The organism is Agrobacterium tumefaciens (assembly GCF_005221385.1).
Lineage (GTDB): Bacteria > Pseudomonadota > Alphaproteobacteria > Rhizobiales > Rhizobiaceae > Agrobacterium > Agrobacterium tomkonis.
Window position 1 is genome coordinate 1,951,244 of sequence record NZ_CP039903.1, and the last position, 14,060, is coordinate 1,965,303.

The following is a 14,060-nucleotide window of genomic DNA, read 5'->3' on the forward strand; positions in this document are numbered from 1 at the left end:
GAATATTAACAGAACCGCATGTTCAGCAGGGGTTCATGGTTATTAACGGGAAAACACACATTCCCTAACGGAAGATCAGGCGGAAATATGCAGCACGATTTCGCGGCGGTGCGGCCGGTCGCGGTGCTCGAAAAGATAAATCCCCTGCCAGGTGCCAAGCGCAAGCCTGCCCTGCCCGATCGGCACGCCGATCGAAACCGCGGTCAGGGCCGATTTGATATGGGCAGGCATATCATCAGGGCCTTCCAGCGTGTGGGTGACCCAGCGCATCGAGGCATCGTCCGAAGGCGGCACGAGGCGGGAGAAGAACACCGAGAGATCGCGCCGGACATCCGGATCGGCATTTTCCTGGATAAGCAGCGAGCACGATGTATGCCGCACAAAGACGGTCAGCAAGCCTTCGTCCACGCCGCTCTCTCTCACGAAACCCTTGGCCTCGGATGTAAACTCGTAGAGCCCCTGCCCATGGGTGGCGATGGTTATTGTCTTCTGCGGCACATTTTTTCTTTCAAACAGGCTGGAACAAAATCGGCGTTGCAAACGTTACGCCATGTCAAATTCTACCCGATGGGGGTAGAGATAAAACAATAACGTGACGGCGGGCCGTAACAACTAACGGAAAAGCGGCGTCACGGTTGCAAGAAAACGGGGAAGGGTTGGCAATATCAGAATGAACTATTCAGGCTTCCCCGTCCCTCGACGAACAGAATATTTTCAGCGCAAGACAAGTACCAAGCCAGGCACAGGGTGCGAAAGACGTATTCATGGCATCCACTGACTATCAAGTCGACCTGACCAATTGCGATCGTGAACCCATCCACATTCCAGGTTATATTCAACCGCATGGCTGTCTGATCGCCTGCGACAATTCCCTGCGCATGGTTCTGCGTCATTCGGAAAACTGCCGCGACATTCTGGGCATTGAGGGCGATCTGAACGGCAGGACTGCCGAAGAGGTGCTCGGGAAAGACCTCGTCCACGATCTTCGCAACGCGCTGACTGTAACCGGCAGAACCACGCGCCCCGCCATGCTGCCCAACATGCAGATGAGCGATGGCCGCAGCTTCGATATTGCTCTGCACCGCTACAAATCCACCACCATCATCGAGTTCGAACCATCGCAAAGCGAAACGCAGCCGCTTGGCACGGCGCGCAAGATGGTGGATCGCATCCGTGAGGCTGACAGCGTCGAAAGCCTGATTTCAAGAACGACCCGGCTGATAAAGGCGACGTTGGGTTATGACCGGGTGATGATCTACCGTTTCGAGGATGACGGGGCCGGCAAGGTGGTGTCAGAGGCAAAGCAGCCGGAACTGGAAAGCTTTCTCGGACAATATTTTCCGGCCAGCGACATACCGCAGCAAGCCCGGGCGCTTTATCTCAAGAACACGCTGCGCATCATTTCCAATGCCAGCGGCGCGCGCGTTGCCATCCTGCCTGCTTTCGATGCCTCCGGCGAACCGCTCGATCTGTCCTTCGCGCATCTGCGCAGCGTCTCGCCCATCCATTGCGAATATCTTCGCAACATGGGTGTCGGCGCTTCCATGTCGATTTCGGTGATTGTCGATGGTGCTCTCTGGGGCCTCATCGCCTGTCACCATTATTCTCCGCGCGTGCTGACAATGCCGGTCAGGATCGCCGCCGAAATGTTCGGAGAGTTTTTCTCCATGCATTTGCAGGTTCTGAAGCAGAAACGCCGGCTCGATACCGTCAACCACGCCCATGCAGCACTTGACCGCTTCCTGCGGCTTGCCGCTCATCACACCAACATCGAAGAATTGCTGATCGACAGTTTCCAGGATTTTGCCGATCTGATGCCCTGCGATGGCGTCGGGCTCTGGGTCGGCAACAACTGGCACGGCCATGGCGCAACGCCGCCACAGGATGCCATTCCACGGCTGGCGCGCTTTGTCGCCTCGGCTTCGGAAGGTAAGGTCTGGGCCACCCATGCCATGTCGCAAGCCATACCGGAAGCGGAAATCTATGCCGGCACCGCCGCCGGGATGCTCGCCATTCCGTTGTCGCAGGTCAAGAACGACTACCTGCTGTTTTTCCGCAAGGAGATCGTGCAAAATCTGAACTGGGCAGGCAATCCCGAAAAATCCTATGAGACCGGGCCGTTAGGTGACCGTCTCACCCCCCGCAAGAGCTTTGCAATCTGGAAAGAAACCGTTCGCCTGCAGGCGCAGCCCTGGTCGGAGGCAGACCGGGAAATTGCCGAAGCGGCCAGGATTGCGCTTGTTGAGGTCGCCTTCCATCACAGCGAGCTGATGGCCGGCGAAAGGGAGCGCGCGGAAGTGCGCCAGCGCATGCTGAACGAGGAGCTTAATCACCGCGTCAAGAATGTTCTGGCCATCATCAAATCGCTGGTCGGCAATCCCTCGCAGGAGGGTAAGACGCTGCAGGAATATGTCACCGCCTTGAAGGGTCGCATTCAGGCGCTGTCATTCGCCCATGACCAGATCATTCGCGGTGAAGGCGGTGGCGCGTTGCGCGATCTGCTGGAAGCTGAACTGTCGCCGCATCGTTCGCCGGAAACGGCGGTTAAACTTGCAGGCCCGCAGATCACGCTCGATTCGCGCGCTTTCTCCGTCATGGCCCTGGTTCTGCATGAACTGGCGACGAATGCCGCTAAATACGGTGCGCTTTCACAGACCGGCGGGCAATTGCACGTACACTGGGATGTCAACGAGAACCGCGATTGCGAAATTCAATGGCGTGAAACCCTGCCGACCAAGCTGCCGACGCCGTCGCGCGCCGGTTTCGGCACGGCGCTCATCAGTCGCAGCATTCCTTACGATCTCGGCGGACGCAGCACGATGCGATATTTGCCGGACGGGCTGGAGGCGGACATTGTCCTGCCCTCCCGCCACGTTTCATCGGCCACGGCGGCTTCCACCGCAAAAACCGAGGAAGAAATCGCGCCGCAGGCCAGACGTTACAATCGGGAGGAACCGTTGAAGATATTGCTCGTCGAAGACCAGATGCTGATCGCCATGGATGTCGAAAACATGCTGGAAGACAACGGCATCAAGACGATCGAAACGGCAACCTCATCGGCGATGGCGATCGAAAAGCTGAAGAGCTACATGCCTGACGTCGCCATCCTCGACATCAATCTCGGTTCCGACACTTCGATCCCCGTCGCCCGTGAACTCCACCGCCGCGGCGTCCCCTTCCTGTTCGCCACCGGTTATGCGGATGGCAGCATGGTGCCGGACGAATTCGGCAACGTGCCGGTGATCAGGAAGCCTTATGATGAGGATGCACTGATGGCTGGCATCGGGCTTCTGGTGGGGGATGCGGAGCGGGTGTAACGCCGTTTATTCGAGAACGTTGACGCCGTACTCTAAGATATCCTCGGGCTTGTCCCACTACTGTCCGGTTTGAATTTCCGTGCAGGCTGCAGTCCCCTTGCCGTGAATCGTGAAGGGTGCGCATTCTCTCAACGTCATCCTCGGCCCTGTGCCGAGGATCTAATCACGTCGAATGAAATCAATACGTTGGCAGATCCTCGGGACAGGCCCGAGGATGACGTCGGCGCGATTGGCTCGACTCTTCTTCCCATCTGACGCCGCCGCTCTTCTTTGGTGTCCGGTTAAGGCGGGAATCCTAAAAGCCTATTCGAATGAGAGTCTACGCTTTGTCCGGAAATTTACCGGACAGTAGTGGGACAAGCCTGAGGATGACGAAAGAGATGTTGGGAGTTTCACCGGCGAACTTAGAATCTACCACCCTTACTGGAAACGCGTGAAGCCCCGCTTTTTCGCATCTTCCGGGCTGATGGCGTTCCCGATTTTAAACCGGAATTCCGTGACCGCGTAGTTTTCCAGATCGACGTCACACTGGAACGATACATCATACCAGGTTCCACCCACGTTGAATGCACCGCCAGTCGCGTCGATCGAACTTCCGGAAATCTTACGACCGGTATCCGATGTCGGTATCATACCTCTGGCAGCAAAACCCGCACTTTGAATTTGGGCCAGAGCTTCCGTGCTGCAAAGATTAACAATACGGCGGCGAGGCGGCAGGTCACCGAACATCTGACGTCTCTGGGCGGGGGAAAGCAGCGACGAGGAAAGCAGGCTTTTGGCAGCAGGAAGTTTTGCGGGCTTTTCCTCCGCCACGTCAGCGGGCTTTTCCTCCGTGGGCTTCGCTTGCGGCACGGGTGCTTGATCCGGCTCAACCTCTTGCTTGATGGGTGAGACCGCGATTTCCCCCTGCTCGGCGGAAGCCTGAAGATCGCTGTTGGCGGCGACAGGTGCGGGCTTTTCCTCGGCCGTCTTTTCAGGCTGGCTTGCGGGCTCCTTGGAAGGCTCGGTCTTTTCCGCTTCCTCAGTCTTTCCCGGCTTGTCTTCGCGGTCCGCTTGCATTTCCTCAGGCCTCATGGCGATGGCCGGCAACGTCGCCTGCGGCTGCGGCAAAGGTTTCGCCTCTTCTGCCGGAGGAGTGGGCGGCGGCGGTGGAGGTTGCGGCTTTTCCTCTTTCGCCTTCTCTTCGCCCGGTGGCGGAGCCTCTTCCGCCTTTTTTTCTTCGGGTGGCGGCACCAGATCGACGCTGATGCTCTCCGGCTCCTGCGGCTCGGCTATCCGCTCCGGCAGTTGAAAAAAGAAGAGAGCAACAACGGCAATATGCAGCAGCACGGAGACGGGCACAGCCCATCCTCCCCGACGCCATCTGCTTGCCGAAACCTGTTGCATCTCATCGAACCAAATCGAACCTGCGCATATCCACCAGAAGCGGAATGCTTCGTCCTCACACATAAGGCTTGTCGCAGAGTTCGCCAGTGCGGGAAACAAAAAACCCGGCCAGAGGTGACTGACCGGGTTCAATTTTAAAGGAAGCGCAACGCTTAGCTGTCGAGGAAGCTGCGCAGCTTTCTCGAGCGGCTCGGATGCTTCAGCTTGCGCAGCGCCTTCGCCTCAATCTGACGAATACGTTCGCGCGTGACCGAAAACTGCTGGCCGACTTCTTCCAGCGTATGGTCGGTGTTCATGCCGATGCCAAAGCGCATGCGCAGAACACGTTCCTCGCGCGGCGTCAGCGAAGCCAGAACGCGAGTTGTCGTCTCGCGCAGGTTCGCCTGAATGGCGGCGTCGATCGGCAAGAGCGCATTCTTGTCCTCGATGAAGTCACCGAGATGCGAATCTTCTTCGTCACCCACGGGGGTTTCGAGCGAGATCGGCTCCTTGGCGATCTTCAGAACCTTGCGCACCTTTTCAAGCGGCATGGCCAGCTTCTCGGCCAGCTCTTCCGGGGTCGGCTCGCGGCCGATCTCGTGCAGCATCTGGCGCGAGGTGCGAACGATCTTGTTGATCGTCTCGATCATGTGAACCGGAATACGGATCGTGCGCGCCTGATCGGCGATCGAGCGGGTGATCGCCTGCCTGATCCACCAGGTCGCATAGGTCGAGAACTTGTAACCACGGCGATATTCGAACTTGTCGACCGCCTTCATCAGGCCGATATTGCCTTCCTGAATGAGATCGAGGAACTGCAGACCACGGTTGGTGTATTTCTTCGCAATCGAGATAACCAGACGCAGGTTGGCCTCGACCATCTCCTTCTTGGCGATGCGCGCTTCGCGCTCGCCCTTCTGCACCATGGAAACGATGCGGCGGAATTCGGCGATGGAAATGCCGGTTTCCGTGGAGAGGTTCTGGATTTCCTGACGGATTTCGCGGATCGTGTTGCTTTCCTCGCGGGCGAATTCCTTCCAGCCGCGGGCGGCCAGATTGGCGATCGACTTCATCCAGTTCGGATCGAGTTCCGCACCGTGATACTGCTCGAGGAAGCTGTCGCGCTTGACGCCGTAGGATTCGGCAAGGCGCAGCAGCCGGCCTTCATTCTGCATCAGACGCTTGGAAATGTCGTAGAGCTGCTCGACGAGGCTGTCGATACGGTTCTGGTTCAGCGACAGCGACTTGACGGCCGTGATCAGCTGATCCTTCAGTTCCTTGTAACGACGCTCCTGGCCGGAAGAAAGCGTGCCCGTGCAGGCCAGACGCGCCTCAACCTGCTGGTCCTGAAGCTTGCGCAGCTTCTTGTAGGTATCAGCGATGGTGTCGAGCGTTTCCATGACCTGCGGGCGCAGTTCGGCTTCCATGGCGGCAAGAGAAAGATTGGACTCGTCGTCGTCCTCTTCTTCCTCTTCCGGCGGAAGGCCATCGCCACCCACATCGGTCACGTCATCGTCGCCGGTCGGCGCACGCAGCTTGCGGGTCTTTTCCTTTTCTTCGGCAGCCTTGCGGTCCGCTTCGATCTTTTCCGGGCTCTGGAACTGCGGCGCAGCCTTGGCTTCCGGACCCGAATAGGTGGTCTCGAGATCGATGATCTCGCGCAGCAGCGTCGTGCCTTCATTCAGCTCGTCGCGCCAGATGATCAGCGCCTGGAACGTCAGCGGGCTTTCGCACAGGCCCGAAATCATCGTTTCGCGGCCGGCCTCGATGCGCTTGGCAATGGCGATTTCGCCTTCGCGCGACAGAAGCTCGACGGAACCCATTTCGCGCAGATACATGCGCACCGGGTCATCGGTACGGTCGGTCGGTTCTTTCTTCTTGGCGGTCGCAAGTGCTGTGCCGCCGGAGGGCGCCAGTTCGCCGCCTTCGGAATCTTCCGATTCCGAATCGTCGCTTTCAGCCTCGCCAGACGCTTCTTCCGCATCCTCGTCCTCGATGACGTTGATGCCCATATCGGACAGCATAGCCATCGTGTCTTCGATCTGCTCGGACGTCACCTCTTCGGACGGCAGGACGGAATTCAGCTCGTCCATCGTCACATAGCCGCGCTTCTTGGCGGCCTTGATCATTTTCTTGACCGCGTCATCCGAAAGATCGAGAAGCGGACCGTCCGTCGCACCGTCGCGTTCGTTTTCTGCTTCTTCGTTTTCTTTGACTTTGGTTGCCATCTATCTCGTCGCTTTCCCTGACGCTAACACCTGTTCCGCCGCATCGCCGTCCGCCCCATGAGCATCCAGCGGTTTGCCGCGAATCACTGTCAGACACCTAACGGAGTGATCTTTAATTGCCGATTAACCACGGCAGCCTCAGGCAGAATGCAAAGACAGTGCACCCGGAAATGCTTGCTCATGCAATTTCTATCCGCCAAGGCTCATTCCACCTTACTTTTCCTGAAATGGTGATTCCCGCTATTTCCCGCCCCGTCAAGCCTTTGAGGGCGAGACAGCCACGGAAATTCTCAAAAAAGGCCGCATTTCGCGGTTATCACCAGACTATCCCCTATTTAGGACGCTTGCCGCAAAAGGCAACCCCACACGTCTTTCAATTCTTGGCCAGCCCTCTCAGCCATGACCGAAGGCCGGCCCCTTCACCCGCCCGGACATAACCCCGAAACCATCGATGATCGCCTCCTGATTTTCCATTCGGCCGATTTCAAGCTGCACCTCGGCCAATGCCCGCACCAGAAGCGTGCCGCGCTCGTCATCCGTCGCCTCGGCAATTTCCCGTTCCAGCTCCCGCTTCTGCCAGAGCAGGGATTTGGTTCGCTTGTGCAATGACAGCGCCTGCACATAACCTTCACGCGCATCTTCCATCGCCGCCTGTTCAGTCGCCGTCCACAGGCGGGCATTACGCACCTGCTGGTCCATCGTCTTCAAAAGCGCCTCGAAATCCTGCTGCGACAGGCGCTCGATCAGCCCGGCCCGCGATATCTCCGCCGCACTTTCCGCCGCATAGGTCAGCACCGTCGACCACAGACGTTGCAGATCACGGTTCTCATAGTCTATGGCAGCGATCTCGTCATATTCCTCGAGCAGCAATTCGGGATGGTTGACGATGGTGATGGCAAGAACGCTTTCCCGGAGCGAGGGCTTGGTCTGATACCCCCTCACCAGGCCCGATTGCGCCAACCGGTCCGAAATACTGCTGGCAGGCGTCGACATCGCCCCGCCCCGCCCCGGCGCATTGCGCTGGAAGCCACGCCCGGCTCCCTGCCCGCCATCGCGACGGAAGTTACCGCCCTGTTGCCCGCCTTGCTGAAAGCGCGGCTGGAAGAAGCCATTCAGCCTGTCGCGCATATCCTGCTGATAAAAACGGCGCACCGTCTCGTCGCCGATCACGGAAACGATCTGTCGCAGGCGGCTTTCAAGCTGGGCTCGCTTTTCGGGCGTATCGAAGGTAACGGCGGATGTCTCACGGCTCCAGACCATCGCCGCAAGCGGCTTTGCTTCCGAAAGCACCCGGTCGAACGGCGCGCGCCCCTCCAGCCGCACGAGATCATCAGGGTCCTTTCCGTCAGGCAACAACGCAAAGCTGACGGAGCGGTCCGGCTTGATATGCGGCAGGGCCAGATCTGCCGCACGGTTGGCGGCGCGAATACCGGCGCCATCGCCATCGAAGCAGAGGATCGGCTGCGGCGACATTTTCCACAGGAGATCGAGCTGGCTTTCCGTCAGCGCCGTACCAAGCGGCGCGACGGCGTTTTCGACACCGGCCTGATAAAGCGCGATGACATCCATATAGCCTTCAACGGCGATGACCGTGCCGCCGGCAGCCTGCGAGGCGCGACGGGCGCGGGCAAAATTGTAAAGAACATTGCCCTTGTGAAAAAGCTCGGTCTCGTTGGAGTTCAGATATTTCGCCACCGCATCCGCCGCCATGGCGCGGCCGCCGAAAGCGATCACCTTTTCCCGCGACGACAGGATCGGGAACATGATGCGATCCCGGAACCGGTCATAAGAAACCGGTACGTTTTCATGCACCACCAGCCCGCAGGCCTCCATCTGCTCGCGCGCCACACCCTTGCTCGCCAGATGCTCTTTGAGAGCATTGCGGCTATCCGGCGCAAAACCAAGCCTGAAGGTCTCGATGGTGCGCCCGGTCAGCCCGCGATCGCGCAAATAAGCCCGCGCCCGCGCGCCAAGCGCCGTCTGTAACTGATCCTGAAAGAACAGCGTCGCCATTTCCATAACGTCCTGCAGCGAGGTGCGCTCACGCTCGCGCTTTTCCGCCTGCGGATCGGGCTGCGGCATGGAAATGCCGGCCATATCGGCAATCTGCTGCACGGCCTCGGGAAAACTCAAGCCCTCAAGGTCGGTCAAGAACCGGAAATGATCGCCGGAAACACCGCAGCCGAAACAATGATACCGCCCCTTGCGGTCCTCACAATGGAAACTGGGGCTTTTTTCACCGTGGAACGGGCAGCAGGCCCAATAATCGCCCCGCGGCGTATTGGTCTTCTTCTTGTCCCAGGACACACGTCGGCCGATCACATCGGAGATGTTCACGCGGTCGCGTATCTCATCGAGAAAAGAATTGGAAAAGCGCATGGGTTACCTGTTCGAGGCCAGTCTTTCATATAAGCGCATAAAGGCCGCAATACAAAATGGGTAGGTGAATAATACCCACTATTCACAGGCGGCATTGACATCAGTGTATATACAGAAGAATATACGAGTGTATATACATACTCAGTGCATGAGTGCCTATGAGCTGAAAGCAGCGGTAGGCAACTCATGGATATCGTGATGAAAGATTTCATTTCCTTTGATTGGGATGAAAACAAGCGGCTGAGCAATATCGAGAAGCACGGCATCGACTTTCCAAGGGCGGCACGAGCGCTTTCACAACCCCATCTGGAAAGTCGCTCCGATCAAAATGGGGAGTGTCGTATTCTGGCGATATGCCCGGAAACAGACGATCTCATCGCAATCGTTTATACGATGCGGGGCGAGGTCTGCCGGATCATATCGGCAAGGGCGACAAGGAAAAATGAGCGAAGAACGTATCGTCAGATATTCTCTGGATGAGATCCGGGAAAAGATCGCCAGGGGTGAAGATCGCACCGATTGGGCGCGTGTCGACGCCATGACCGACGAGGATATCGACCGCGCCATGCGCGACGATCCGGACTGGGCCGGCTTTGAAGACATCGACTGGGCGAAGGCCGAAGTGGTTTTCCCCACCCCCAAGCAATCGATTTCCATTCGCGTGGACCAGGATGTCGTCGATTTTTTCAAATCCACCGGCAAAGGCTATCAAACCCGGATGAATGCGGTTCTGCGCCACTATGTGCATGAGCAGAAAAAACGGCCGGGTTGACAATGCAAAGCCGCCATTGCGCCTGCTTCCGGCGAATTTATGGCAGTGCAACATCACCAAAAATTATGTTTTTGTAATTTGAGCACCCCGTCGCGACGGTGTAAAAACAAAACACAGTCAAAGGCAGTGCGTGAACATTTCCATAAATCTGCCGACGCCCACAGGCACGTCCCCCTAAAAAAGCCTGTGAGGACCGCATTTTGATCCGCCGGAATGCGCTTTCGTCGACAGAAAAAAGGCAGGGTAGCCTCGGCTACCCTGCCTTTACTTTTTCCAACACGCTGAAAGCCTACTTCAGCAAGTCCTTGACAACGCCGGAGGCCTTCGCAAAGTCGATCTGACCGGGATAACGTTCCTTCAGCGCGTTCATGCACTTGCCCATGTCACGCAGACCGGAGGCACCGGTTTCGCTGATGACCGCCTGGCACAGTTCGCGCACCTTCTCGGCCGGGATTTCTTCCGGCATGAATTCCTTGATGATGACGATTTCCTCGCGCTCCTGCGCGGCGAGCTCGGGTCGGCCGGCACCGTCATAGATGGTGGCGGACTCTTCGCGCTGCTTTACCATCTTGGTCAGGATCTGCATGATATCTTCGTCGCTGACGGGATCCTTGCCCACGCCACGATTGGCGATATCGCGATCCTTGATGGCCGCCTGAATGAGACGCACGGTCGATGTACGTCGGGCGTCACGAGCCTTCAGCGCATCTTTCAAAGTATTTGCGAACGTGTCGCGCATCATTTTTCTTCTCCTTGGGAAAGCCCATTCCGCAGCTTCGCGATAGGCAAACTTTCCACCTTATTTTTCGCAACGACATAAACGAGCAACTACGCTCAAGCAAATCAATTGCATAAGCCCTTGAATCCACGGCATCTTAAATCCGCGTAAATCTTGAGCCTATGGTTGACCGCTTGGGCTGCTTTCGTTATTTTCCGGCACCTGCACGAGATTTTAACGAAGGGTCGGAACGCGAGCTTTATCGCGCGCCCCTTTATGTCACGAAGCCTGCGACAAAAATGGCCCCTTACCCCCTGCCTTTCAAGAGGCGGGGTGCGAAGCGGCAGAAACGGAACGAGATGACCGAGACAGCGCCCTGGACTACCCGCAAACCGACCGCAATGCTTGTTCTTGCCGATGGCACGGTGATCGAGGGCACAGGTATCGGCGCAACCGGCAAGGTTCAGGCCGAAGTCTGCTTCAACACGGCGCTGACGGGCTACGAGGAAATCCTCACTGACCCTTCCTATCTCGGCCAGATCGTCACCTTCACCTTCCCGCATATCGGCAATGTCGGCACCAACGAGGAAGACATTGAAGACCTGACTCCCGCCGCCCGCCGCGGCGCCGTTGGCGTCATCTTCAAGGCCGACATCACCGATCCCTCGAACTTCCGCGCCGTCAAGCATCTGGATGCCTGGCTGAAGGCCCGCGGCGTCATCGGCCTTTGCGGCATCGATACGCGCGCGCTGACCGCATGGATCCGCGAAAACGGCGCACCGAACGCGGTCATCGCCCATGATCCGAACGGCGTCTTCGACATCGAGGCGCTAAAGGCCGAAGCAAAGGCCTGGAGCGGCCTTGTCGGCCTCGACCTCGCCATCGAAGCGACCTCCGGCCAATCCTCCAGCTGGGCTGAAACGCCGTGGGTCTGGAACAAGGGTTATGGCACGCTCGGCGAAGCCGATGCCAAATATCACGTCGTCTGCGTGGATTTCGGCGTCAAGCGTAACATTCTGCGCCTTTTCGCCGGTCTCGATTGCAAGGTGACCGTAGTTCCCGCCCAGACTTCGGCCGAAGACATTCTGGCGCTGAAGCCGGACGGCGTGTTCCTGTCCAACGGCCCGGGAGACCCGGCGGCTACAGGCGAATATGCCGTGCCGGTCATCCAGAACCTCATCAAGAGCGAGCTGCCGATCTTCGGCATCTGCCTCGGCCACCAGATGCTCGGCCTCGCCGTCGGCGCAAAGACCGAAAAGATGCATCAGGGTCACCACGGCGCCAACCATCCGGTCAAGGACTTCACGACAGGCAAGGTTGAAATCGTCTCGATGAACCACGGTTTTGCGGTTGATGCCAAATCGCTGCCTGATGGCGTCGAAGAAACCCACACGTCGCTGTTCGATGGCACCAATTGCGGCCTGCGCATCGTCGGCAAGCCGGTCTTCTCCGTCCAGCATCACCCGGAAGCTTCACCCGGCCCGCAGGACAGCCATTATCTCTTCCGCCGCTTCGTCAACCTGCTGCGCGAGAGACAAGGCGAGGCAGCGCTCGCCGAGCGCTGAGACAGGCCTTCGAAACCTCTCCTCCGTCATCCTCGCCCTTGAGGCGAGGATCCATTGACTTCGGCGGGTATGGAAAGCTTTCCAACATTCGCACGGCCCGCTATCAGCGGGCCGTTTGCATTTCGCGCTTCACCAGAATGACGAAGCGGACGGTGAGCAAAACAGCTGCCGTCGAAAGACCGATCACGAAACCGAACCAGACGCCACGCCCGCCAAAACCGAGCGGAAAGGCCATGGTCCAGGCAAGCGCCAGGCCGATCGGCCAATAGGAGATCAGCGCCAGCATCGCTGGAATGCGGGCATCCTTCAGCCCGCGCAGCAGCCCCGCCGTCACGGCCTGAATGCCATCCACCAGCTGGAAGACGCCGGCGATCACCACGAGGCTGCTGGCATAGGCGAGCACTTCCGCGGCTTCCGGCAATTTTGGATCGAGGAACCATTTCGCCAGAAAGTCCGGAACGACCGCAAACAGGATGCCGCCGCAAAGTGCAATGCCACAGGCAATGGCGTAGATCATGATGGAGGCGCGAATGAGATTTTTGAAATCTCCCTGACCGCGGGCAATGCCCACGCGCACGGTTGCCGCCTGCGACAGGCCAAGCGGGATCATGAAGGCGATCGAGGCAAGCTGCAGGGCAATGCCATGCGCCGCAAGCTGCACGGTGCCAATCTGCCCCATCAGGATCGAGGCGGCGGCAAACAACGTCACTTCGGCAAGGATGGTGATGCTGATCGGCAGGCCGAGACGCAGCACTTCGAAAAGCGCATGCCAGTCCGGCCGCCAGAAACGCACGAACAGCTCGTATTTCTTCGTCTCTTCACGCGTCTGTACATAGAAAACGATGAAGACGAAGCTGAAGGCATTGACGATGACGGCAACGACGGCAGCACCATTCATGCCCATTGCCGGCAAGCCGAAATGGCCGAACACGAGCGCATAAGCCATCAAACCGTTCATCACCAACATGATGATGGTGACATAAAGAATGATGCCCGCCCGGCCGATGGCGCTGACAAGTCCGCGCAGCACGTAGAAAAGCAAAGCTGGCAACAGGCCGAATTTGGCGATGGCGAGATAATGGCCGGTCAACGCCGCCACGTTGGGATTCTGCCCGAGATAGACCAGAATCCGCTCGGCATTGAAGAAGATCGGCAAAGCGAGGATCCAGTAGGCGATAGCCACCCACATGCCCATGCGCAGCGAGCGGCGGGCCGCCGTCGCATCGCCCTGCCCATAAGCCTGCGCCACCATTGGCACCACGGCCACGGAAAATCCCGAGCCAAAAATGAAGACGACGAAGAAGAACTGCCCGGCCAGCACCATGGCCGCCAGCTTTTCAGCCCCCAGCTGCCCGACGATGACCATGTCAGTGGTATGGATGCCAAGCTGCGCGAGCTGCGCACCGATAAGCGGAATTCCAAGCGCAAGCGTAGCCTTGAAATGCGAAAGCCACGACCCCGATCCGGAGGGAACGGTTTCTGCAACAACCGACGAAGACATTGTAATTCACCTGAATTTTGGCCATTGCCCGCGAATTGCGCAACGGCAGCAGGGTGATGAATAAAATATTCCCTTCCTGCACGCAACCTTTGCAGCCCGATGATCAAAATTTACGCAAAATGGCAAAACCTGCCGGCACAGTCTGAAACGGCATGAACCAAAACAAATTTAGTCGAATTTTACCATTTCACTTTACGTATTAGAACATCGCGTAG

General features: G+C 58.0%; 10 protein-coding genes. 4 read left to right on the forward strand and 6 right to left on the reverse strand.

Translation table 11 applies throughout. The annotated features are described in order from the left end of the window. Positions 1 to 75: 75 nt before the first annotated feature. The gene (locus CFBP6623_RS09815) at positions 76 to 498 is read right to left on the reverse strand and encodes a secondary thiamine-phosphate synthase enzyme YjbQ (protein WP_046798012.1); all 423 of its coding nucleotides are present in this window, start codon (positions 496 to 498) and stop codon (positions 76 to 78) included. Between the two features lie 266 nt (positions 499 to 764). On the opposite strand from CFBP6623_RS09815, the gene CFBP6623_RS09820 reads away from it, so the two are divergent. After that, positions 765 to 3,317 carry an HWE histidine kinase domain-containing protein gene (locus tag CFBP6623_RS09820; RefSeq protein ID WP_046798011.1) on the forward strand — a complete coding sequence of 851 codons (2,553 nt, stop codon included), beginning with the start codon at positions 765 to 767 and terminating at the stop codon, positions 3,315 to 3,317. Between the two features lie 420 nt (positions 3,318 to 3,737). On the opposite strand, the gene CFBP6623_RS09830 is transcribed toward CFBP6623_RS09820, so the two are convergent. The 3 genes from CFBP6623_RS09830 to dnaG form a co-directional block, all read right to left on the reverse strand. After that, positions 3,738 to 4,658, reverse strand: a complete 921-nt coding sequence (locus CFBP6623_RS09830; protein ID WP_046798010.1) for a DUF930 domain-containing protein — start codon at positions 4,656 to 4,658, stop codon at positions 3,738 to 3,740. Between the two features lie 197 nt (positions 4,659 to 4,855). Then, positions 4,856 to 6,910 carry an RNA polymerase sigma factor RpoD gene (rpoD, locus tag CFBP6623_RS09835; protein WP_046798009.1) on the reverse strand — a complete coding sequence of 685 codons (2,055 nt, stop codon included), beginning with the start codon at positions 6,908 to 6,910 and terminating at the stop codon, positions 4,856 to 4,858. 393 nt (positions 6,911 to 7,303) lie between these two features. Further along, complete coding sequence (dnaG, locus tag CFBP6623_RS09840) at positions 7,304 to 9,289, reverse strand: DNA primase (protein WP_046798008.1); 1,986 nt, start codon at positions 9,287 to 9,289, stop codon at positions 7,304 to 7,306. A gap of 198 nt (positions 9,290 to 9,487) precedes the next feature. Between dnaG and CFBP6623_RS09845 the strand changes: the two genes are divergently transcribed. Together CFBP6623_RS09845 and CFBP6623_RS09850 are read left to right on the forward strand one after the other, a co-directional pair. Continuing rightward, positions 9,488 to 9,769, forward strand: a complete 282-nt coding sequence (locus CFBP6623_RS09845; RefSeq protein ID WP_080842538.1) for a BrnT family toxin — start codon at positions 9,488 to 9,490, stop codon at positions 9,767 to 9,769. Beyond that, positions 9,732 to 10,061 carry a BrnA antitoxin family protein gene (locus CFBP6623_RS09850; RefSeq protein ID WP_046798007.1) on the forward strand — a complete coding sequence of 110 codons (330 nt, stop codon included), beginning with the start codon at positions 9,732 to 9,734 and terminating at the stop codon, positions 10,059 to 10,061. The genes CFBP6623_RS09845 and CFBP6623_RS09850 overlap by 38 nt, the downstream gene beginning before the upstream one ends. 289 nt (positions 10,062 to 10,350) lie before the next feature. On the opposite strand, the gene CFBP6623_RS09855 is transcribed toward CFBP6623_RS09850, so the two are convergent. Next, complete coding sequence (locus CFBP6623_RS09855; protein WP_170979832.1) at positions 10,351 to 10,800, reverse strand: GatB/YqeY domain-containing protein; 450 nt, start codon at positions 10,798 to 10,800, stop codon at positions 10,351 to 10,353. A 338-nt stretch (positions 10,801 to 11,138) separates the two neighbouring features. On the opposite strand from CFBP6623_RS09855, the gene carA reads away from it, so the two are divergent. Next, on the forward strand, positions 11,139 to 12,344 hold the full coding sequence (gene carA / locus CFBP6623_RS09860; RefSeq protein ID WP_046798420.1) for a glutamine-hydrolyzing carbamoyl-phosphate synthase small subunit: 1,206 nt from the start codon (positions 11,139 to 11,141) through the stop codon (positions 12,342 to 12,344). A 103-nt stretch (positions 12,345 to 12,447) separates the two neighbouring features. On the opposite strand, the gene CFBP6623_RS09865 is transcribed toward carA, so the two are convergent. Then, a complete protein-coding gene (locus CFBP6623_RS09865; RefSeq protein WP_046798005.1) occupies positions 12,448 to 13,845 on the reverse strand; it encodes an MATE family efflux transporter in 1,398 nt (465 codons plus the stop codon). Between the last annotated feature and the right edge of the window lie 215 nt (positions 13,846 to 14,060).